This is a genomic window from Rhodococcus sp. C-2, from assembly GCF_027854095.1.
In the GTDB taxonomy this organism is placed as follows: Bacteria; Actinomycetota; Actinomycetes; order Mycobacteriales; family Mycobacteriaceae; genus Rhodococcus_F; species Rhodococcus_F qingshengii.
Window position 1 is genome coordinate 55,744 of the sequence record NZ_JAQGFI010000004.1, and the last position, 20,723, is coordinate 76,466.

Consider the following 20,723-nt stretch of genomic DNA (forward strand, 5'->3'; position numbering starts at 1 on the left):
GGGTGGCAGGATTGTCGCCATGACGCTTGCCCAGGGAAGAGCACCGAAGGAGCCTGCGGAGGGGAAGGCGAGCCGACTCGACGACGCAGTAGGGCCGCAGACGGAGGCAGTCGTCGATCTGGACGCGATCGCGCACAACGTGCGTGTTCTGCGTGAATTTGCCGGGGATGCAGCGTTGATGGCGGTCATCAAGGCGGACGGATACAACCACGGCGCAGTTGCGGTGGCGCGGACGGCGCTCTCGGCGGGAGCCCGGGAACTCGGCGTCACCACCATCGCGGAGGCACTGGTCCTTCGCGAGGCAGGCATCACCGCTCCCGTTCTTGCCTGGCTGCACGGCGTCGACGCCGATTTCGCCTCGGCGATCCGATCGGACGTCGAGATCGGCGTGTCCTCCCCGCGACACCTGGCCGCTGTCGTCGACGCGGCACGGGTTCTGGGACAAAAGGCGATGGTGACGCTCAAGGTGGACACCGGTCTCAATCGCAACGGCGTATCGAGAACCGAGTGGCCGCAGATGCTCGACGACCTCGCCACTGCGCGGGACGAGGGCACGATCAGGCTGCGCGGAGTGTTCTCTCACCTCGCGCACTCGGACGAACCGCATCACGACGTCATCGACATGCAGAAGCAGCGTTTGATCGACGCGGTTGCCGACGTCCGCGCTCGCGGATTCGACCCCGAAGTTGTTCATCTTTCCAACTCCGCTGCTACAGTCACCCGTCCTGACCTGCGGTTTGACATGGTTCGGCCCGGAATCGCGATATATGGATTGTCTCCGGTGCCCGAACTCGGAGATTTCGGTTTACGACCGGCGATGACGCTGCGAGCGAAGGTGATTCTGGTGAAGAAGGTAGCCGCCGGAGAGGGCGTCTCCTACGGGCATCAGTGGGTCGCACCGCACGACACCACTCTTGCGCTGCTTCCCGTCGGCTACGCCGACGGTTTGTCTCGCTCACTGAGTGGCAAGTTCGAAGTGCAGTTGGGCGGTAAGCGTCGCCAGGCTGTCGGGCGAATCTGCATGGACCAGGTATTGGTGGACCTGGGTCCGGACGGTGACGGAGTTCGCGAAGGCGACACCGCGATCTTCTTCGGCAACGGCGATCACGGCGAACCCAACGCGCAGGCCTGGGCCGACGTACTCGACACCATTCATTACGAGGTCGTGACCGGGATACGTGGACGCACTGTGCGTACGTACATCGGGGGAGAGACGTCATGAAGACTGCAGGAAAGATGAGCATTCTCGGTGGCCTGCTCAGCGCCGTGGCGCTCGGCTCGATGGCCGGCGTGAACGCATTCAAGACCGCGACGCGTCCGGGCCGGGAAATCTACGCGGACGAGGACTTCGACCTCATGACGCGCGACCGCAAGAGCACGGTGCGCACCGAGGACGGTGTCGAGCTGGCAGTTCGCGAAGTGGGACCGGACGACGCTCCGCTGACAGTCGTTTTCGTGCACGGATACTGCCTGAGTGCGCTGTCCTGGCATTTCCAGCGCCGCCAGCTCGAAGAGCGATGGGGCAACAAGGTTCGCATGGTGTTCTACGACCAGCGCGGACACGGAGACTCGGGCATGCCGCGTTCGAAGAGTTGTACGGTTTCTCAGCTCGGCCGCGACCTCGCGACCGTCGTCGAGGCCAAGGTACCCAAGGGACCGATAGTTCTGGTCGGTCACTCGATGGGCGGCATGACGGTACTCGCGCTCGCCGGTCAGCGACCCGAATGGTTCGAGGGCCGAGTCATCGGCGTGGGGCTGGTCGCGACGACGGCGGCAGGCCTGGCGGAGACCGGCCTGACCCGCAATCTGCAGAATCCGATCATCGACGGATTCCGGTTGGCAGTGCGCACCTCACCAGGAGTAGTTCAGCATGCCCGGGGCGCTGCGCGAGTATTGATCACGCCGATCCTGCGTGCGGCCTCGTACGGCACCGATGTCAGCCCACGGCTGCATGAACTCTCGGACGGCATGCTCGACCGGACCTCGGTTGTGACCATCGTCAATTTCCTGCGGACGTTGGAACTGCACGACGAGTCCGCTTCTCTCGAGGTCCTCGCGCACACACCGGCAGTCGTGATCTGCGGCGATCAAGACATGATGATTCCGTTCATCAGCTCCAAGCGTCTCGCTGCCGATCTCCCCGAGTCCGAACTCGTGCGAGTTCACGGGGCCGGCCATCTGGTGCAGCTCGAGTTCCCGGCGATCGTGACGGACGCAATCGACAAGTTGGTGCAGCGAGCGCAGGTAGAAGAGCGGTCCGATGTCGGCTGAGAACTCCACGGGACTTCCCGTGTCCGGACAGATCACGTTGGAAACGGCCGAGGATACCGAGGCTTTCGGCCGACGCTTGGCGGCGGGACTTGTTGCCGGCGACCTGGTGGTGCTGGACGGTCCACTCGGGGCAGGCAAGACCGCGTTGACGCGCGGAATCGGCGCCGGGCTCGGGGTGCAGGGCCGGGTGACGTCCCCGACGTTCGTCATCGCTCGTGAGCATCGTCCGGGCACCCGCCCCGGCGGCGGAGTTCCCGTCGGCATGATCCACGTCGACGCATACCGGCTGGGAGACAGCGGACCGCATGCGCTCGACGAACTCGATGCCCTCGACCTCGACACCGACCTCACCGATGCAGTGGTGGTGGTCGAATGGGGTGGTGACGTCGTGGAAAGGCTCGTCGAACGGCACCTGCGAGTGCAGCTTCATCGGGAACCCGAATCGGATGTGCGGACTGCGAGTTGGTCCTGGACGTCGTGAAACGGAGTTTGGTGTCACAGACGTCGTGAAACGGAGTTTGGTGTCACAGACGTCGTGACCCTCCCGGGCCGGAAGTAGTTCTTCACGTGCGGGTACCCTGAGAAATCGTGCTTGTTCTCGCAATTGACACCTCCACTCCGGCAGTCACTGCCGGAGTCGTCTCCCTGTCGGCTTCGTCACCGGACCCAGTGTCACCGGACGCAGAGTCACCGGACACAGTGGAGACGCTTGCCGTGCGTGTCACGGTCAATCCTCGTGCGCACGCCGAGGTCTTGACCCCTCACGTCCTCGAATGCCTCGCCGAGGCAGGGCTCACACCGGCCGACTTGAACGCCGTCGTCGTGGGTGTCGGGCCAGGGCCGTACACCGGACTGCGTGTCGGCATGGCGACGGGCGCTGCCTTCGGTGACGCACTCGGTGTTCCCGTGTACGGCGTGTGCAGCCTCGATGCGATCGCGGCTGCGGTACCGACCACACCGAGCCTGCTCGTCGTGACTGACGCGAGGCGTCGCGAGATCTACTGGGCGCGCTATGACGGCGGAGTGCGCGTCGAAGGACCGGCTGTGAATTCCGCCGGCGACGTCGATCCTTCGCCTTCGACGCTGATTGCCGGATCCGCTTCGCACGTGGACTTCTTCGATCTACCCGTCGACCCGGCGGAGACACCTTCACCGGCCGGGTTGGTGACAGTCGCTGCTCGCGAGATCCTGGCCGGCTCGGTTCCGGCCCCGCTGGAGCCGCTGTACCTCCGACGCCCGGACGCGAAGACCCTTGCAGAACGTGGCAAGTGAGACAGAGCAGATGAAGTACAGCATCGAGCCGATGAACGTCGATGACGCCGAACGGTGCGCGGAGTTGGAGCGCGCGTTGTTCGCAGGCGACGGACCCTGGAGCGCACAAGCGTTCGTCTCGGAACTTGCAGGCGCACATAATCATTACTTCGTTGCCCGGGAGCCTGACGGTCACGTCCTCGGCTACGCCGGAGTCGCATTGTTGGGGGCGTCGCCGAACATGGAGGCCGAGGTTCACACCATCGGTACAGATCCCTCGGCTCAGCGACTCGGAATCGGCGGCGCGTTGCTCGATGCGCTTCTGACTCTGGCGGATTCACGGCAGTGCCCGGTGTTCCTGGAAGTGCGCACCGACAACGAACCTGCCATCGCGCTGTACCGGCGCGAAGGATTCGAGATCGTCGGAACACGAAAGAAGTACTACCAGCCCAGTGGGGCAGATGCGTACACGATGAGACGGCCTGCCGTGCTCGGTGTCCGCGAAATTGAGGAGCAGCAAGCATGATCGTCATGGGTGTCGAAAGTTCTTGCGACGAAACAGGTGTCGGTATCGTCCGCTGGAACGGTGACGGAACCTGCGAGCTGTTGGCCGACGAGGTGGCATCGAGCGTGGATCAGCACGCCAGGTACGGGGGAGTGGTTCCCGAAGTGGCCTCGCGGGCTCACCTCGAGGCGATCGTGCCGACGATGCGCCGTGCCCTTGCTGCCGCCGGTATCGAGAAGCCCGACGCGCTGGCCGTCACCATCGGACCCGGCCTGGCCGGCGCGCTGCTGGTCGGTGTAGCCGCAGCGAAAGCCTATGCGGCAGCATGGAACATCCCGTTCTATGCGGTCAATCATCTCGGCGGTCACGTCTCGGTGGACACTCTCGAGCACGGTCCGTTGCCCTCGTGCGTCGCATTGTTGGTCTCCGGCGGTCACACACACCTGCTTCACGTCGAAGATCTGGGCAAGCCCATTGTCGAACTGGGCACGACTGTCGACGACGCCGCCGGTGAGGCCTTCGACAAGGTGGCCAGACTGCTCGGTCTCGGCTTTCCCGGTGGACCGGCACTCGATGCTGCTGCGCAAGAGGGAGATCGGAACGCAATCGCCTTCCCTCGCGGCATGACGGGGCCGCGCGATTCGCGGCACGACTTCTCGTTCTCGGGACTCAAGACGTCCGTCGCGCGCTATGTCGAATCGAAAGAGCGCGCAGGCGAGACCTTTTCGATCCCGGACATCGCTGCCTCGTTCCAGGAAGCGGTTGCAGACGTCCTGACGATGAAGGCAGTGCGTGCAGCCAAGGACGTCGGGGTCGACACGTTGGTTCTCGGCGGCGGCGCCACGGCCAATTCGCGTATCCGCTCACTCGCCGAGCAGCGCTGCGCCGAAGCGGGCATCACGTTGCGCATTCCGAAACCTCGACTGTGCACGGACAACGGCGTGATGATCGCATCGTTGGCCGCTCACCTGATCGGAAACGGCGCAGGCCCTTCGGAGTTGAGTGTTGCGACGGACCCGGGGCTGTCGGTCTCGGTCAGCCAGCTGATGCACTGAAAATCGGCCGACTGAGAATCAGCCGACCGGGGCCGGTTCCCGATCCGGTGTGGTCGCGGGACCGTTTTCGGGCATCGAGGTATTCGGTTCACCGGGCTTCGTCGTCGGATCACCACCACCAGGGGTAGTGATTTCGGTTTCGGTGGAACCGGATCCAGGAGTCTCCGGCGTCGTCGGGTTCTCGCCGCCGCTCTCACCCGGGCCGAGACCGCCGCCGGGGTTTGCCTCGGTCGGATCGACCGGGGGCGTCGCCTCGGTGTCCGGCATCGTCGGCCACCACGCCGGTGGATCGGGCAGCGTGATTCCGGGAATGGTCGGCCAATTCGGAGTGGTCGTTGTCGTGGTCGGCGGCGTGGTTGTCGTCGAGGTGTCCGGGATCGGCGCAGGCGGAAGTGTGTACTGATGCGTTGTGTACGAGTGCGTGTCGTAAGGCTGCGAGTCGAACGGGGTGGTGGGATACCCGTACCGAGGATACGTGCTGCCGGCTACCGAGGGCAGAGGATCATGAGACGGAATGATCGTCGATCCGGTGCTCGGTGTCGCTTCGGGGCTCACCGTCGTCGTGGTCGACCCCGTTCCGACGGGCGAGACCGCGGTGTCGTCGGTCGGTACCAATTCCTTTGCGCCGTAACCGAGTACCAGTCCGCCGACCACGAGCGCACCGATCAACGCTCCCGATACCTTGGCGGTGGATCCGGAGCGCTGGTCACTTCCGGAGCCCAGCAGCGGGAAACGAATTGCGGTGATCGAATCTGCCAGGAGTGCAGCACCTTTGGTTGCCGCAGTCTCGGGCTCGACGATCTCGACCATGGGGACGTCGACGGCAGCGGCGACGGCGGACCGCACGGCCGGAATGTGTGCGCCACCGCCGATGAGTACAACGGCACCGACGGGCCGCGGTGAGCCCTTCACGACTTCACGGATGAAGGTGACGGCGCGCTCTATATCCGGGGCGATGATGGCCTCGAACTCGTCGCGCGTGATCGCCATCGCGTCGATCGGAAGGTCGATGGTCACCTTGGTGGACGTGGACAGTTGCTCTTTGGCGACATGGCACCGGGCGGCAAGAAGTTCCGCGTCGGTGTACCGGCGCAAGTGCCCTGGCGCCTTCTCCGTCACGAAGTCGACCAATGCCCGGTCGATTCCGGCCCCTGCGAGGGCGTCTATACGGTCGGAGTGCAGAACTTCACCGGTGTGGTCGACGACGGACACCGTCAGACCTTGATCACCGACGTCCACCTGAGCTGTCGTGTCGTACCGCTCGGTTTTCCCTGTCTCGGCGAGATACGCGTGTACGGCGGCAGGTTCGGGGATTGCACGGACCTGCTTCGGCGAGCGTGAAAGAGATGACCTGATGCTCGCGAGTTGATCGTCCGTGCGATAGCTGACACCGATCGAGCGCGGCGCTTCAGATCCGTCCGTTACCTGCGTCGTCATCAGCTTGATGGATGCTCTGACAAGGTCACCGACGTTGGAATTGGCCTGATCCGCCGAGACGAAGCGAGTCTCGGCAGGCACGGCGCCTGGCGCGTTTGTGCTGGTATCGGTGTCGACGAGTGCTGAATAGACACCGGAAGATCCAGTGGAAATTCCCAGTGAACAACTCATCGCACACCTCCTCACAGTCAATACCGGTCAATGTTCAATCGACCGCCGTTATATGAACGTTACAGAAGGTTCGTGAGGATTGCTCAGTGCTTTTCGTCTCCGTGACGTCCTTTTCGGACCGAAAGGGTGGTTTTACCTGCGAAATTGTCGATCATTGATTCATGCGGAAAAAAGGCGATTCTCCCCACATCGACCGGGAACGACGACGCGCGCTGATCCGTGGTGCAGTGCTTCGACCCACGCTGACGGTGATCGCCTTCGGATGCGCGTATTTCTTTCTGCCGTGGATCGATGTACATACCGCCAGTGCAATCTTCCTCTTGATCGGTGGAGGCGCCGCGGTACTTGCCGTGACCACCTGGCAGGTGTGGCGAATTCTGCGTTCCGATGTGCCATCTCTGCAGGCGGTCGAAGCTGTGGCGGTGGTGATGCCGACGTACTTGTTGTTGGTGTCCATCACTTATTTTTCGGTCGAGCATGCAAGCCCTGGCAGTTTCACCGAACCGCTGTCGCGTATGGCGGCGCTGTACTTTTCGTTGTCCGTCTTCTCGACAGTCGGATTCGGTGACATCGCCGCGCAGACGGACCTTGCCCGGGGGCTCGTGAGCCTTCAGATCGTCTGCAATCTGGTGTTGATCGGATTCGGCGTTCGATTCGTCGTTGCCGCAGTGTCGTGGGCGAAAGTGCACCGCTCGCCTTCGAGCGGACCTGAAATCACCTAGGACACTGCGGCAATCGGAGTCATCGTCCGGTGTGGACCAACAATTCGACGTTCTGGTCGACGCCGGTACCCGTCAGCTTCGGGTCGCGGTGGATGTCGTTGAACGACAGTTCGCGGTACAGCGAGGCGAGCCCGGCTGCCGACTTGTCGCTGTAGTCGACGGAATTGGGACTCTCCGCCTCGAAGAGCGTCGCAAGCAACGACACCGTTCCGTCATGGTTGTCCGCGATCTCGATGATGCGTCCGAGTTGCGGGTAGTCGATGTGCGAGGCGGTGTTGATCTCCCAGAAGCCCTGCTCGGGGGTCGCGCCGGGCCACGGGGTGATCTTGTTCTCGTGGGTGTGTCCGTTGACCCAGGCAAGTACGTTCGGGAAACGATGCAGCAAGTCGAGAAGCTGTGAACCGCGCAGGCGTGGCTCGAGGACGTTCTCGGGGTCGGGAATGAGATTGTCCATCGTGTCGCTCGTGTGGTGACTGAACAGCACGAAATACGTGTCACCTCGCGACTCGGTGACGCGAGAGCCCGCGGCGTCGTAGTAGGTGCTGCTGCCGGCGCGCAGGGTGTTCTCGATCCACTGGAACTGAGCGGCGCCCAGCGAACCGTCGACGAGGCCCGCGCGGTTGGTGGAGTCCATGCTGATGCCGACGACGCCCGGTGCGATCTCGAACGAGTAGTAACCGATACCGGTGTCGCCGGCGTCGGGGGCGAAACCGTGTCCGACGGGGCCGGGACCGGTGTGCGCGGGATCAAGATGTGCGGCGATGAACTGTCGCGGTGTGAACGGCGCGCGCGACGGGTCGGGGGTGACCTGGCGCGGCGGCGTCGTGAAGGCGGACAGGATTCCGGGTATCGCACTGGGATCGAACTTGGTGGCGACGTCGATCTGCTTGGCCTGCTCCGGTGAACCGGGCACCTCGAATTTGAGAGATCCCGTGTACATCGCTTCGAGCGGCGGGATGCCGCTGGGCACCGTGCCGGACACCGAATCGTCGTGGTTGCCGAACACGCAGTACCAAGGGGTGTTCAGGCCGGGGCTCGACACGGGCGTGAAAGCGGCACCGAAGAAATCGGGGATCTCCGGGAATCCGGCCTTCTTGTACATGTCGAGCATCGGTGACTCGGGGTTCCAGTAGAGATCGGCACCCGAGTTCTGTACACCCTCGTAGCGGTCCTTGGCACCGGTATTGGCGACGACGGTTCCGCCGTTGAGTGAGGTGAGGAACCAGTCGAGTTCGGCGAATTCCTTGTTGTCCGTGTTGTCGCCGGTGGTGACGACGGCATCGAAGGGTCGCGACGTGTGCGGGCCACTGCCGATCGAATTGACCTGGCGGACAAGTGAAATCAGCCCGTGCGCCGTCAGGGTCTCCTGGGGGCGGAACGCCGAGCCGGTGATCTGGTGGACGTACTCGAATCGCATGGGGGACTGGGCGTCGACGATGTGGACGTCGGTCAGCTGCACGAGTGAGGCGAGTGCGGTGCGTCGGTCCTCGCGTCCCGACTTCGGCTCGGCCAATTCGCTGCGCACGATGTTCGCCCAACCGGGTCCGGCGGTGAGCTTGGTGTAGCCGCTGCTGCTGACGGGGGTGGACACGGACTCGAGAGTGGTGCCAGGACCTGACGTCGGAATGGTCGACGCGCCTGCATATTGCAGGCCCCACGGCTTGCCAAGGCTGACCGCGCCGACGGCGCCGAGTCCGGCGAAGGTCAGAAAACTACGGCGATTGATGTTCGTCACGAAGTGAACAATAGGTGAACGTGGTGGACGGCTGTCCTGTTTCGCTCTGGACGAAGAGAAAAATGCGCCCAGTCCTTGAGGGTTGGCACTCTCACGTATAGAGTGCCAATTGGCGCTGATCGAGTTCCGGCACCCGCGACGACGGGACTGCAGTGACGCGCCGTAAACGGCATACCCAAACAGCTGTCCGAGGATCGCCTCGGACGCACATACCCCAAAGTGGAGGGCTCATCGTGGCGAGCGTCAACATCAAGCCGCTCGAGGACAAGATCCTCGTCCAGGCCAACGAGGCTGAAACGACGACGGCTTCCGGCCTGGTCATTCCTGACACAGCCAAGGAAAAGCCCCAGGAGGGCACCGTCGTTGCAGTCGGCGAAGGCCGCGTCAACGAGCAGGGCAACCGCATCCCGGTCGACGTCAAGGAGGGTGACACGGTCATCTACTCCAAGTACGGCGGAACCGAGATCAAGTACGCCGGCCAGGAATACCTGATCCTGTCGGCACGCGACGTGCTGGCTGTCGTCTCCAAGTAAGACACACGTGATCCGCCCCGGAGTCCACCCAGGATCCCGGGGCGGAATGCGTTCACGCCCCGAAGATTCAGGAGCTGACAGAACAGATGTCCAAGCAAATTGCGTTCAACGAGACCGCACGCCGCGCTCTCGAAGCCGGAGTCGACAAGCTTGCCGACGCCGTCAAGGTGACCTTGGGCCCGCGTGGACGCCACGTCGTGCTCGCCAAGGCATTCGGCGGCCCCACCGTCACCAACGACGGTGTGAGCATCGCCCGTGAGATCGAGCTCGAAGATCCCTTCGAGAATCTCGGCGCACAGCTCGTCAAGAGCGTCGCCACCAAGACCAACGATGTTGCCGGCGACGGCACCACCACCGCGACCGTTCTGGCCCAGGCCATCGTCCGCGGCGGACTCAAGAACATCGCAGCGGGCGCGAACCCGATGGCTCTCGGCGTCGGCATCAACGCCGCAGCCGACAAGGTCGTCGAGGAACTGCTCGCCGCAGCCACCCCCGTCGAGGGCGAGAAGTCGATCGCTCAGGTCGCCACCGTCTCCTCGCGTGACGAAGAGATCGGCAAGCTCGTCGGCGAGGCACTCACCCGTGTCGGAACCGACGGCGTCGTGACGGTCGAGGAATCCTCCACCGTTGCAACCGAACTCGTTGTCACCGAAGGTGTTCAGTTCGACAAGGGCTACCTCTCGCCCTACTTCGTCACCGACATCGATGCGCAGAAGGCCGTCTACGAAGACGCGCTGATCCTGCTCTTCCGCGAGAAGATCAGCTCACTTCCCGACTTCCTTCCGCTGCTCGAGAAGGTTGCCGAATCCGGCAAGCCGCTCTTGATCATCGCCGAGGACGTCGAGGGTGAAGTCCTCTCCACCCTCGTGGTCAACTCCATCCGCAAGACCATCAAGGCCGTCGCCGTCAAGGCGCCGTTCTTCGGTGATCGTCGCAAGGCATTCCTCGACGACCTCGCAGTCGTCACGGCAGGCACCGTCATCAACACCGACGTCGGCCTCTCGCTCAAGGAAGCCGGCCTCGAGCTGCTCGGCAGCGCTCGCCGCGTTGTCGTCACCAAGGACGAGACGGTCATCGTCGACGGTGCAGGCACCGCTGACGACATCGCAACCCGCGTTGCGCAGCTGCGTCGCGAGATCGAGAACACCGATTCGGATTGGGACCGCGAGAAGCTCGAAGAGCGTCTGGCGAAGCTGTCCGGCGGCGTGGCCGTCATCAAGGTCGGCGCAGCCACCGAAACCGATCTGAAGGAACGCAAGTTCCGCGTCGAGGATGCGGTCAACGCAGCCAAGGCAGCAGTTTCCGAGGGCATCGTCCCCGGTGGCGGATCGGCTCTCGTTCAAGCCGGTACGGCTCTGATCGGGAACCTCGGCTTGACGGGTGACGAGGCCACCGGCGTTGCCGTGGTCCGCGAAGCCCTCAACGCCCCGTTGTTCTGGATCTCCAGCAACGCAGGCATCGACGGTTCCGTCGTTGTCAGCAAGGTCGCCGAGATGACCAAGGGCGAAGGCTTCAACGCTGCCACCCTCACCTACGGCAACCTGCTTGCCGACGGCGTCGTCGACCCGGTCAAGGTCACTCGCTCGGCAGTGGTCAACGCCGCTTCCGTCGCGCGCATGATCCTCACGACCGAGAGCGCCGTCGTCGAGAAGCCGACCGAGGAAGTTGCCGACACCGGACACGGTCACAGCCACTGACTCGCTGCTCGTAGTTTCCACAAAGAAGAGATCCCCCACCGGATTCCGGTGGGGGATCTTTTTTCGTCTGGCGATCAGATGAGCGGGATCGTTGCGAACGGCTCGCTCGTCGGCTGCTGCGATCCGCCGGGCGGTTCGACAGTGAACGCCAACTTCGTATTCGGACCGATGCCGTCGAGCACCACCTGAGTAGTGGGTTTGACGTCGCCCGGAGCCATCGTCCCCATCGGGATCATCGTGGTGTCGTCGGTGTCGCCCGGCACCAGCCACATCTGGTAGACGGTATCCGGACTCGGGGGAGTCACATCGTTCATCACGAGGACTGCGGCGTCTTCGGAGGGCGAGAACAGCGTCGTGGCACTACCGCCGCCCGGGATGTCACGCGTCGTGGCATGAACGTCGGGTGCTGCCATGATTTCGGACGCGGCGTTCTGCGGCGGCGTGTTGTCGGACAGCGTGCGTCCGATTCCGATGCCGCCGACCAGGATTGCGACTGCGGCGGCCGCCGCAAGAGCCATGGTCCACGGGCGTCGACGGTTACGACGCTCGGCCAGCGAAACCGGGGCGTTGGGAGCCGCGGTCTGTTCTGCGATCGAGGCGAGGACGCTTCTGCGCAGCGACGGCGGGGGCTCGACGGCGTCGACGACGGTCATCGCGGCCATGGTTTCGGCGGTGAGCCGGACCTGGGCGTCGAATTCGGCGCGGGTCGCGGAGTCCGAAGCGGCAAGTCGTTTGTCGACCTCACGGCGCTCGTCGAGGTCCAACGCATCGATCGCGTAGGCGTACGCGTAGTCGATCAGCTCTTCGTCCATCTCACATCACCCCCAAACATCCACGTAGGCGCAGTAGTCCGTCGCGAATTCGCGACTTGATCGTGGGAATCGCCACGCCGAGATCTTCGGCCACCTCGCGGTACGTTCGGCCGCCGTAATAGGCGAGAGTCACCGATTGGCGCTGAGTGTCCGTCAGCGTTTCGAGACAGTCGGTGACAGCACGATGCTCGTCTCTTCGTGTCACTTCGTCGCTGACGACGTCGAATTCGGGAGTGGCATTGGTGGTGTCGTAGAGAGCCTGTCGATCCGAACTCGACTGTTCGGAGCGCACGCGATCCACTGCGCGCCGGTGGGCAAGTGTCAGGAGCCAGGAGAGCGCGGACCCCTTGGCGGGGTCGAAGCTGTCGGCTGATTTCCAGGCTTGGAGGTAGACCTCTTGGACCGCTTCCTCGGAGAAACCTGGATCACGGAGTACACGAAGAACCATGCCGTACACACGGGAGCTGGTTCGGTCGTAGAACTCGGCGAAGGCGCTCTGGTCGCCACCGGCGACGTTCGCGAGGATCACTGCCAGCTCGCGTGATTCCGCGATTCGCGCGGTGCGGGCCGCAGAATTGTCCGTCGGGCATGCGTCGGCCGCATCCGACGCATGGTCTGGCTCGCTCACGAAGAGTTGTCTCGCTTCATCGCGTACAACCGTAGCGTGCATGTCCGGTTCTTTTCTCTTGGCCCGCCGTTGGCCGCTGTGCGCCTTTATTAACCGCGGGGGGTTGATAAAGGCGCACAGCAGGTGGGGACTACTGCGGCATCAGCACCGAATCGATGAGGTAGACGGTGGCGTTTGCGGTCTTGACTCCACCGCAGACGACAGTTGCGTCGTTGACCTTGATGTTGTCACCGGATCCGGTGACGGTGACCGTTCCGCCCTCGGCGGTGGGGTGCGTTCCGTCGATCGCGTCAGGGGCGATCTGGCCGGGAACCACGTGGTAGGTGAGGATCTTGGTCAGCGTGGCGCTGTCCGTCTTGAGGCTGTCGATCGTCGCGGGGTCGATCTTGGCGAATGCCGAGTCGATCGGTGCGAAGACGGTGAACTCGCCGCCGTTGAGGGTGTCGACCAGGTTGACGTCCGGGTTGAGCTGGCCGGTGACTGCCGCGGTCAAGGTGGTGAGCAACGGATTGTTGGACGCCGCTGTGGCAACCGGATCCTGGGCCATTCCGCTGACCGATCCGGCGCCGCTCGGCACTGCGGCTGCATAGTCGGCACAACCGGCACCGACCAGATCGGAAGCAGGCTCCGCCATCGCGCTGCTGGGAGACATGCTCGATCCCATGGCAGAAGACGTCATGGCGGCGCTGGACGTGTCGGTCGACGAATCGTTGTCGTCGGAGGAGCAACCGACCACGCCGAAGACGGCGAAAGAGGCTGCTGCGGTGACTGCCAGAACTCGAGTAGAGGTGTTCATGGGTCTGCCTTCCTGAAGGGATGTGCTGAGGTGCACTGTCAGAAGGCATTCGGAGGCGGGCGTCGGTCGGATGGGTCGTGTCGGAAATTCTTTTCGACGGTGTCCCGTCCACACGCAAAAGCCCCCGAAAACTCTCGGGGGCCTAGTGCGCTCTACCTACGTGTATCAGGAAGCTATGCGGGTGGTGCGACGGTGGCGCGCGTGTAGTTCACGTTCGGTTTCCGACATTCCTCCCCAGATGCCGTACGGCTCGGCGACGGTCAGCGCGTGGCTGCGGCACTGCATCAGGACCGGGCACTGACGGCACATCTCTTTTGCGCGGGTTTCGCGCTGGGCACGTGCTCTACCGCGTTCGCCATCGGGATGGAAGAACATGGAGGAGTCGACTCCGCGGCACAGACCGTGCATCTGCCAGTCCCAGATGTCTGCGTTGGGGCCTGGAAGGTGATTCGGTGCAGGCATGTTGACTCCTTACTGCAAGCTCGCGTTGATCAACGAGCGGACCAAGTTGCCCGGAGGTTATCCGGGCCTTCTGAATCGTTCACGCTTGCTAACCGTAAGGGTGCTGAGTAAATCGCGTCAATAGGCTCGTTCAGTGGCGATCGGCATATATCGAAATGCGAGAGTTAACGAAGTATATATTTACATTTCGGGCCCCTCGTGCGTTGTTCTGCGCCGATGTCGAAATTGGGTCGATCGAGGTGGCGGCCGGCAAGCCTGGCAGCTCGAGATGCGAAACCCACAGATCAGGGATATGTTCGAGGCTGATCGCCCGGCGAAATCACTCGGTCATTCGGCTCGGTTTGCGTCATTTGTCCGATATTGCATGGGCGGGGTTGCACTCCATTTCGGGACTTAGTGCCCAAGTTTCAACTAGGACATCCGTCCAATAAGTAATGCGCAGTTAACGTCACGGATATATGCCCGTTAAATATCATTACGAGTACATTTGGCAAATCTCAGTTGAATATCTGATTAACTCCGACAAACTTGCCTTTTCGTGTTTCGTGCGACTTTTGGCATCGTTGGTGTGACGCCGGTCGTGCGAATGTCTGCTCGTGCTGCTGCGATGATCAACCTGTGTCGACACCTGCGCGCCCTCAATCACCTGTGCCCAACGAAACAACTGCACTTCCAGGGTCCCTCGAGTCTGCCGCGTTCGGTGCGGATCCGGATCTCGACCGCCTCCCGGCGCCTTGCTCTACCCGAGATTGGTGGACAACGGCAGTAGTGCTGGGTGGTCAGGGCCACTACGCAAGAGCGCGGGCTGCATTGGATGTCCTCGATCGGCTCACGGCCGGGTTCTCGACGCACTCGGATCGGGTTCTTGCCTCTCTGTCTGCCAGCACGAGGGCGTCGTTTCTTCGCCAGAGCGGACGCCATGCACTCGCGTCCACGTGGGACGGGCGCGCACTGGCGATCGTCGGCGGCCTGCCAGGTGATCCAGAGGCTGCCTGTGACGCTCTGACCGGTCTGGCCGCAGACGCCCTCGGCTGTGGCAGGCTCCCGCTCGGCTGGCGCCTGCTGGCGCAATGTCGGGCGCGTCTGGATGCGGCCGAGGGCGGGCTGTGGCGGCAGGAAATTCGGATCGAATGGGTCTCCGCAGAATTGGCGTTGGCGGGAGGCGACTTCGCTCGTGCCCGCAGACACGCAGAACGCGCCGTCGAATTGTCAGCGGAATCGGAGTCTGTGCGGCACCGCGTGAAGTCGGATCTGCTGCGTAGCGCCGCGCTGACCGGAACAGACGCGAGCGCAGCCGTGAAGATGGCAGCAGATGTGTTCGCGCGGTGCCGGCAATACGGCCTGCTGCCCCTGGCCTGGGCGTCGTCTCTGTTGATCGAAGGTGTCAGCGGTGAGAGAACCTCACCGAGTGCCCGGGAGATCGGCGGTTTGATTGCGATGCGTGGTGGATCACTCCTACCTTTGTCGTAACCACTCCACCGAAGTCTCCGGAGAACATTCCAGAAGGAGCTGTATCGATATCGCGACTGCTGGGCAGGTATGCGGAGACCAGTCGGTCCGGATGGTTACTCTTAGAGGGTTCCGCTGAGAGCGGGAGCACACCCGCTCGGGAGGTGCCACTGTAACGCCAGGATTTTCGCTGACGATGACAAATACGAGCGATGAGTTGGACACCGCGGTCGCCGCTGCTGCGCAGGGCGACCGTACAGCTCTAGCTTTGGTTCTGGAGAACATCCGACCGATGGTGGTGCGCTACTGCCGCGGTCGAGTGGGTGCGGCCGAGAGAGGACACCTGTCCGCTGACGACGTCGCACAGGAAGTCTGTCTGGCCGTGATGACCGCGCTGCCGCGTTATCAGGACCAGGGACGCCCGTTCATGGCCTTTGTGTACGGAATTGCCGCGCACAAGGTTGCGGACGCACATCGAAGCTCCGCCCGTAACAAGTCGGAGCCCGTTTCCGAAGTACCGGATGTAATAGCACTGGATGATGGTCCCGAACAGCGAGCTCTCGATTCGGAGTCCAGCAGACAGATGCACGAACTTCTCGGCACACTTCCGGAGAAGCATCGAGAAATCTTGATACTTCGCCTGGTGGTCGGGATGTCGGCCGAGGAAACGGCCGTCGCCGTCGGTAGTACCGCCGGAGCTGTACGAGTCGCTCAGCACAGAGCGATCGCGAAACTGAAAAAAGAAGTGACGAAAGCAGGTGAGAGCTTTGGCTAGAGACGAGGGGCATGACGCTTCGAATCTCGGTGATCTCGCCGACGACGGTACGCCAGTGGATTTGGCTGCGGTTCGGCGTGACGATGCGCTGATCGAATCCATTTCGAATGGTGGGCCGGTAGCAACCGATAGCACCGAACAGTACGAACTTGCGTTGATCCTCTCGCAATGGCGTGACGATGTCGTTGCGACTCCGATGCCCGAGGGTCCGTTGTTGGACGATGTCATCGCTGCAATCACAGCGACGCCGTCCGGCTTCTCCGATCGTCAGCGTTCACGTTCCCGTTCTCGATTGCGTGTGGTTCGTCCGATCGCCGCCGCTGCAGCTGTTGCAGCAGTGGTCTTCGGTGGCGCGACGGCGATGGCGTACGACGCCCAGCCCGGCGATGCCCTGTGGGGCGTCAAGCAGGTCGTCTTCGCCGACGAGGCCAACTCGACAGTTGCGAAGATCGACACGACTTCCGAGCTGGAAAAGGCCGAGCGGCTGTTGGCTGCCGGAGACATTCCTGCGGCAAAGATGGTGCTGGACAACGCAGCTCACCGTGCCGATGCAGTCAAGGACTCGCAGGACAAGACCGACCTCGTCGAGCGTTGGGGCAAGTTGATGACGCAGGTCCAGGAGACCACGTCACCCGTAGCGCCGCCGCCGACGAGTGGTCAGCCGGCCGGCCCGACCACTTCGATCACGGCAATTCCGGGCTCCTCGGTCAAACCGCTCAATCCTCAGGGACCTGGCGAACCGACAAGTTCGACCAAACCAGATCCGGGAGTGCAGCTGCAGTTGCCGCCGACGTCGGTTTCCTCGACGCCTCCGACCTCGTTGCCGACGACAACCACGACGACAACGACCACCACCACGACGACGACGTCTCTGGCGCCTGCCTCGTCGCCGTCCGGTGATTTCTCGTCACCGCCGCCCTGAGACCCGCTCTGATCGGCATCGTTCCGATCTGAATTCATACGAAAGTGGCCGACAAGCAATTGCTTGTCGGCCACTTTCGTATGAGCTTGGGTGAGGTTTCGCTCAGCTGTCGAAACCGTCGCCGTGCATCGCCTCGTTCATCGACGCGTCGGCGTATCCACGGCAGTAGTCCCACGTGACATATGCCTCAGGCATCGGGTCGTAGGCAGGCTCGTGGGGACGGACGGTTCCGTCCACGAGCAGCTGCAGCAGGTTTGCGCGCAGCATGTCCCAGTCGTGGTAGTGATCCTGTTGGCAGTCCTCGCAGCAGACTACGAGACCGCGGATACCGCGGTGAGCGAGGAGTGCCTCGTATACAGCGAGGTCAGCGAGATCCTCCTCGACCGCTTGGCGTTCGTGGGGGTCGAGTGGTTGGCCCGGCTCGATGGCATCGAGAGCCGCGGAGGGGTCAGCTGGGTCGCCGGCGAAGGGATCTGGCGGCAGACCGGGGGGCAGTTGATCACGCACAGCACCACGGTACGCAGGTCAGGGGGGTCAGCGCCACTTGTTACGCGTACCCGCAGCGTGGGTGGGATGGTTCGGACCTTTGAGTGAGCCGATACCATGGTGTGCAACGCCGGGAAAAGGTGCCAGGAATTTCTTTCCGTGCAGGCGCCTTCTATCCGATATCCAGCTTTCGTAATCCGTTTCGAGGCGGCTGCTACAGCGGTCGCCCTGGGCGAATCTAGGTCCATGGAGGGTCCTGACCGCATGAGTAGTTCTGCAGGACATGTACACACCGGAGGAGACGACCCCAACAAGGTCGCAATGCTGGGACTGACATACGACGACGTGCTGCTGTTGCCTGCTGCGTCCGACGTCATCCCGAGCCAGGTCGACACGTCCAGTCAACTGACCCGCGACATCCGTCTGCGGATTCCGTTGGTCAGTTCTGCGATGGACACCGTCACCGAGTCGCGCATGGCAATTGCGATGGCACGCGCCGGCGGCATGGGTGTTCTGCACCGCAACTCGTCGGTTGAGGTCCAGGCAGGACAGGTCGAGACGGTCAAGCGTTCCGAGGCCGGCATGGTGACCGATCCCGTCACGTGTAAGCCGACCGACACGATGGGTGAGGTCGATGCGAAGTGCGCTCGTTTCCGCATCTCGGGTCTGCCTGTCACCGACGACGCCGGCCAGCTGGTTGGCATCGTCACCAACCGGGACATGCGTTTCGAGGTCGACCAGAATCGCCCGGTCGCGGAGATCATGACCAAGATGCCCCTGATCACCGCTCAGGAAGGCGTCACCGCTGACGTGGCACTGGGCCTTCTTCGTCGGCACAAGATCGAGAAGCTGCCGATCGTCGACGGCAACGGCAAGCTCACCGGTCTGATCACGGTCAAGGACTTCGTCAAGACCGAGCAGCATCCCGACGCCACCAAGGACCGTGACGGTCGACTGCTCGTCGGCGCTGCAGTCGGTGCCGGCGATGACGCCTTCCAGCGCGCGATGGCGCTCACCGATGCCGGTGTGGACGTACTCGTGGTGGACAGTGCGCACGGGCATTCGTCCAACGTTCTCGACATGATCGCCAAGCTCAAGCGTGAACTGGGCGAGCGGGTTCAGATCATCGGTGGCAACGTCGCTACGCGCGCGGGTGCTCTGGCACTGGTCGAAGCCGGCGTCGATGCCGTCAAGGTCGGAGTCGGCCCTGGTTCCATCTGCACCACCCGCGTCATCGCCGGTGTCGGTGCCCCTCAGGTCACGGCCATCCTGGAAGCGGTTGCCGCGTGCAAGCCTCTCGGTGTGCCCGTCATCGCCGACGGTGGACTCCAGTTCTCCGGTGACATTGCGAAGGCTCTTGCCGCAGGTGCGTCGACGGCCATGCTGGGTTCACTCCTGGCCGGTACCGCTGAATCGCCCGGCGAACTGATTCTGGTCGGCGGCAAGCAGTTCAAGAGCTACCGCGGAATGGGTTCGCTCGGCGCGATGCAGTCGCGTGGCGAGGCCAAGTCGTACTCCAAGGATCGGTACTTCCAGGACGACGTGCTGTCCGAGGACAAGTTGGTTCCGGAAGGCATCGAAGGACGTGTCCCGTTCCGTGGCCCGCTCTCGCAGGTGACGCACCAGCTCACCGGTGGTCTGCGCGCTGCCATGGGATACACGGGGTCGGCGACGATCGAGCACCTGCAGAACGCTCAGTTCGTCCAGATCACGGCGGCCGGTTTGAAGGAAAGCCATCCGCACGACATCACGATGACTGTCGAAGCACCCAACTACACCGCTCGTTAGCAACCAGTACACGAGAAAGGGGCGCGCGTGCGCGACCTCGTTGAGATCGGCATGGGTCGAACGGCCCGACGTACCTACGAGTTGGACGATGTGAACATCGTTCCCTCCCGGCGAACTCGTTCGTCGAAGGAGGTGTCGACTGCTTGGCAGCTCGACGCTTACAGGTTCGACATTCCTGTCCTCGCACATCCCACCGACGCGTTGGTCTCGCCGACTTTCGCGATCGAGTTGGGTAAGCGCGGCGGCCTCGGTGTCATCAACGGTGAAGGCCTGTGGGGCCGTCACCCCGATGTCGAGGAGAAGCTCCGGCGTCTCGTCGAGATCGCCGAGAAGGACGGTGGCGTCGACGCGGCCATCCGCTACCTGCAGGAGCTGCATGCGGCTCCGCTGCAGGCCGGTCTTCTGGCAGCTGCGGTGGCGCAGGTCCGTGATTCGGGGGTCACCACTGCCGTTCGCGTCAGTCCGCAGAATGCGCGCGCACTGACGCCGGAGCTGATCAAGGCGGGCATCGACCTCCTGGTCGTCCACGGCACGATCATCTCGGCCGAGCACGTCGTGCACACCGAGCAGGAACCGCTCAACCTCAAGACGTTCATCTCGGAACTCGACGTTCCGGTTGTCGCGGGTGGGGTCAGTGACCACCGCACCGCGCTGCACCTGATGCGTACCGGCGCTGCCGGTGTCATCGTCGGGTACGGGTCTACCGAGGGCGCAACCACCACCGGTGAGGTCCTGGGCATCGGCGTTCCGATGGCCACGGCCATTGCCGATGCTGCAGCAGCCAGGCGCGACTACCTCGACGAGACGGGTGGACGCTACGTCCACGTCATCGCCGACGGTGACATCGCAACTTCGGGTGATTTGGCGAAGGCCATCGCCTGCGGTGCCGACGCTGCCGTTCTGGGCACGCCGCTGGCCGTGTCCGCCGAGGCGCCGGGTGGTGGCTGGTACTGGCCGTCCGCTGCGGCTCATCCTTCGGTTCCGCGTGGAGCACTTCTTCCGGTTTCCTATGGTGAGCGTCCGAGTCTGGACCAGGTTCTGAGCGGCCCTTCGGACGATCCGTACGGTTCGCTGAACTTCGTCGGTGGTCTCCGTCGGTCGATGGCGAAGGCCGGATACTCCGATCTCAAGGAGTTCCAGAAGGTCGGGCTGACAGTCCGCGCGTAGTTTGTACCTTTCTGTGGTCCCGGTTCTTCGTGAACCGGGACCACAGTTCGTTGTGCAGGAC

Annotated in this window: 21 protein-coding genes; 14 read left to right on the plus strand and 7 right to left on the minus strand. The window is 63.1% G+C overall.

All coding sequences use genetic code 11. The annotated features are described in order from the left end of the window. Window positions 1-19: 19 nt before the first annotated feature. The 6 genes from alr to tsaD all read left to right on the plus strand — a co-directional run bounded on the left by alr (window position 20) and on the right by tsaD (window position 5,082). Complete coding sequence (gene alr / locus PCS43_RS09380; RefSeq protein WP_007728606.1) at window positions 20-1,222, plus strand: alanine racemase; 1,203 nt, start codon at window positions 20-22, stop codon at window positions 1,220-1,222. Further along, a complete protein-coding gene (locus tag PCS43_RS09385) occupies window positions 1,219-2,271 on the plus strand; it encodes an alpha/beta fold hydrolase (RefSeq protein WP_003940782.1) in 1,053 nt (350 codons plus the stop codon). The genes alr and PCS43_RS09385 overlap by 4 nt, the downstream gene beginning before the upstream one ends. Next, the gene (gene tsaE / locus PCS43_RS09390; protein WP_003940673.1) at window positions 2,261-2,752 is read left to right on the plus strand and encodes a tRNA (adenosine(37)-N6)-threonylcarbamoyltransferase complex ATPase subunit type 1 TsaE; all 492 of its coding nucleotides are present in this window, start codon (window positions 2,261-2,263) and stop codon (window positions 2,750-2,752) included. The genes PCS43_RS09385 and tsaE overlap by 11 nt, the downstream gene beginning before the upstream one ends. A 107-nt stretch (window positions 2,753-2,859) precedes the next feature. Continuing rightward, window positions 2,860-3,543, plus strand: a complete 684-nt coding sequence (gene tsaB, locus PCS43_RS09395) for a tRNA (adenosine(37)-N6)-threonylcarbamoyltransferase complex dimerization subunit type 1 TsaB (RefSeq protein WP_065455183.1) — start codon at window positions 2,860-2,862, stop codon at window positions 3,541-3,543. Window positions 3,544-3,553: 10 nt separating this feature from the next. Continuing rightward, the gene (gene rimI / locus PCS43_RS09400) at window positions 3,554-4,048 is read left to right on the plus strand and encodes a ribosomal protein S18-alanine N-acetyltransferase (RefSeq protein WP_003940971.1); all 495 of its coding nucleotides are present in this window, start codon (window positions 3,554-3,556) and stop codon (window positions 4,046-4,048) included. Then, window positions 4,045-5,082 carry a tRNA (adenosine(37)-N6)-threonylcarbamoyltransferase complex transferase subunit TsaD gene (gene tsaD, locus PCS43_RS09405; protein ID WP_007728610.1) on the plus strand — a complete coding sequence of 346 codons (1,038 nt, stop codon included), beginning with the start codon at window positions 4,045-4,047 and terminating at the stop codon, window positions 5,080-5,082. Before rimI ends, tsaD begins: the two co-directional genes overlap by 4 nt. Before the next feature lie 18 nt (window positions 5,083-5,100). Here tsaD and PCS43_RS09410 read toward each other — a convergent pair whose 3' ends face one another. Further along, on the minus strand, window positions 5,101-6,690 hold the full coding sequence (locus PCS43_RS09410; protein WP_063316697.1) for an Hsp70 family protein: 1,590 nt from the start codon (window positions 6,688-6,690) through the stop codon (window positions 5,101-5,103). A 161-nt stretch (window positions 6,691-6,851) separates the two neighbouring features. On the opposite strand from PCS43_RS09410, the gene PCS43_RS09415 reads away from it, so the two are divergent. Then, a complete protein-coding gene (locus PCS43_RS09415) occupies window positions 6,852-7,412 on the plus strand; it encodes a potassium channel family protein (protein ID WP_063316696.1) in 561 nt (186 codons plus the stop codon). A 19-nt stretch (window positions 7,413-7,431) separates the two neighbouring features. Here the strand turns inward: PCS43_RS09415 and PCS43_RS09420 are convergent, their stop codons facing one another. Continuing rightward, the gene (locus PCS43_RS09420) at window positions 7,432-9,147 is read right to left on the minus strand and encodes a TIGR03767 family metallophosphoesterase (RefSeq protein WP_209908071.1); all 1,716 of its coding nucleotides are present in this window, start codon (window positions 9,145-9,147) and stop codon (window positions 7,432-7,434) included. Between the two features lie 233 nt (window positions 9,148-9,380). Between PCS43_RS09420 and groES the strand changes: the two genes are divergently transcribed. After that, window positions 9,381-9,680: a co-chaperone GroES gene (gene groES / locus PCS43_RS09425; protein ID WP_003940763.1), complete on the plus strand. Its 300-nt coding sequence runs from the start codon at window positions 9,381-9,383 to the stop codon at window positions 9,678-9,680. A gap of 86 nt (window positions 9,681-9,766) precedes the next feature. After that, complete coding sequence (gene groL / locus PCS43_RS09430; RefSeq protein ID WP_003940715.1) at window positions 9,767-11,377, plus strand: chaperonin GroEL; 1,611 nt, start codon at window positions 9,767-9,769, stop codon at window positions 11,375-11,377. 74 nt (window positions 11,378-11,451) lie between these two features. Here groL and PCS43_RS09435 read toward each other — a convergent pair whose 3' ends face one another. From PCS43_RS09435 to PCS43_RS09450, 4 genes are all read right to left on the minus strand, one after another. Then, complete coding sequence (locus tag PCS43_RS09435; protein ID WP_064443365.1) at window positions 11,452-12,189, minus strand: anti-sigma factor; 738 nt, start codon at window positions 12,187-12,189, stop codon at window positions 11,452-11,454. Between the two features lies 1 nt (window position 12,190). Beyond that, entirely contained in the window at window positions 12,191-12,859 is a 669-nt protein-coding gene (locus PCS43_RS09440) for a sigma-70 family RNA polymerase sigma factor (protein WP_007728615.1), read from the minus strand. Between the two features lie 88 nt (window positions 12,860-12,947). Beyond that, window positions 12,948-13,613 (minus strand): fasciclin domain-containing protein, encoded by a 666-nt coding sequence (locus PCS43_RS09445; protein ID WP_209908075.1) that lies wholly within the window; start codon window positions 13,611-13,613, stop codon window positions 12,948-12,950. Between the two features lie 165 nt (window positions 13,614-13,778). Then, a complete protein-coding gene (locus PCS43_RS09450) occupies window positions 13,779-14,075 on the minus strand; it encodes a WhiB family transcriptional regulator (protein ID WP_003940939.1) in 297 nt (98 codons plus the stop codon). A 768-nt stretch (window positions 14,076-14,843) separates the two neighbouring features. On the opposite strand from PCS43_RS09450, the gene PCS43_RS09455 reads away from it, so the two are divergent. The 3 genes from PCS43_RS09455 to PCS43_RS09465 all read left to right on the plus strand — a co-directional run bounded on the left by PCS43_RS09455 (window position 14,844) and on the right by PCS43_RS09465 (window position 17,221). Next, complete coding sequence (locus PCS43_RS09455) at window positions 14,844-15,545, plus strand: hypothetical protein (protein WP_209911541.1); 702 nt, start codon at window positions 14,844-14,846, stop codon at window positions 15,543-15,545. A 175-nt stretch (window positions 15,546-15,720) separates the two neighbouring features. Continuing rightward, a complete protein-coding gene (locus PCS43_RS09460) occupies window positions 15,721-16,299 on the plus strand; it encodes a sigma-70 family RNA polymerase sigma factor (protein ID WP_003940953.1) in 579 nt (192 codons plus the stop codon). Next, window positions 16,283-17,221 (plus strand): anti-sigma-D factor RsdA, encoded by a 939-nt coding sequence (locus PCS43_RS09465; protein WP_231917247.1) that lies wholly within the window; start codon window positions 16,283-16,285, stop codon window positions 17,219-17,221. The genes PCS43_RS09460 and PCS43_RS09465 overlap by 17 nt, the downstream gene beginning before the upstream one ends. Before the next feature lie 102 nt (window positions 17,222-17,323). Here the strand turns inward: PCS43_RS09465 and PCS43_RS09470 are convergent, their stop codons facing one another. Beyond that, entirely contained in the window at window positions 17,324-17,728 is a 405-nt protein-coding gene (locus tag PCS43_RS09470) for a DUF5319 domain-containing protein (RefSeq protein ID WP_003940777.1), read from the minus strand. A gap of 243 nt (window positions 17,729-17,971) precedes the next feature. On the opposite strand from PCS43_RS09470, the gene guaB reads away from it, so the two are divergent. Both guaB and PCS43_RS09480 read left to right on the plus strand, forming a co-directional pair. After that, a complete protein-coding gene (guaB, locus tag PCS43_RS09475; protein ID WP_003940903.1) occupies window positions 17,972-19,495 on the plus strand; it encodes an IMP dehydrogenase in 1,524 nt (507 codons plus the stop codon). A 27-nt stretch (window positions 19,496-19,522) separates the two neighbouring features. Beyond that, the gene (locus PCS43_RS09480) at window positions 19,523-20,662 is read left to right on the plus strand and encodes a GuaB3 family IMP dehydrogenase-related protein (RefSeq protein WP_003940976.1); all 1,140 of its coding nucleotides are present in this window, start codon (window positions 19,523-19,525) and stop codon (window positions 20,660-20,662) included. Window positions 20,663-20,723: the final 61 nt, after the last annotated feature.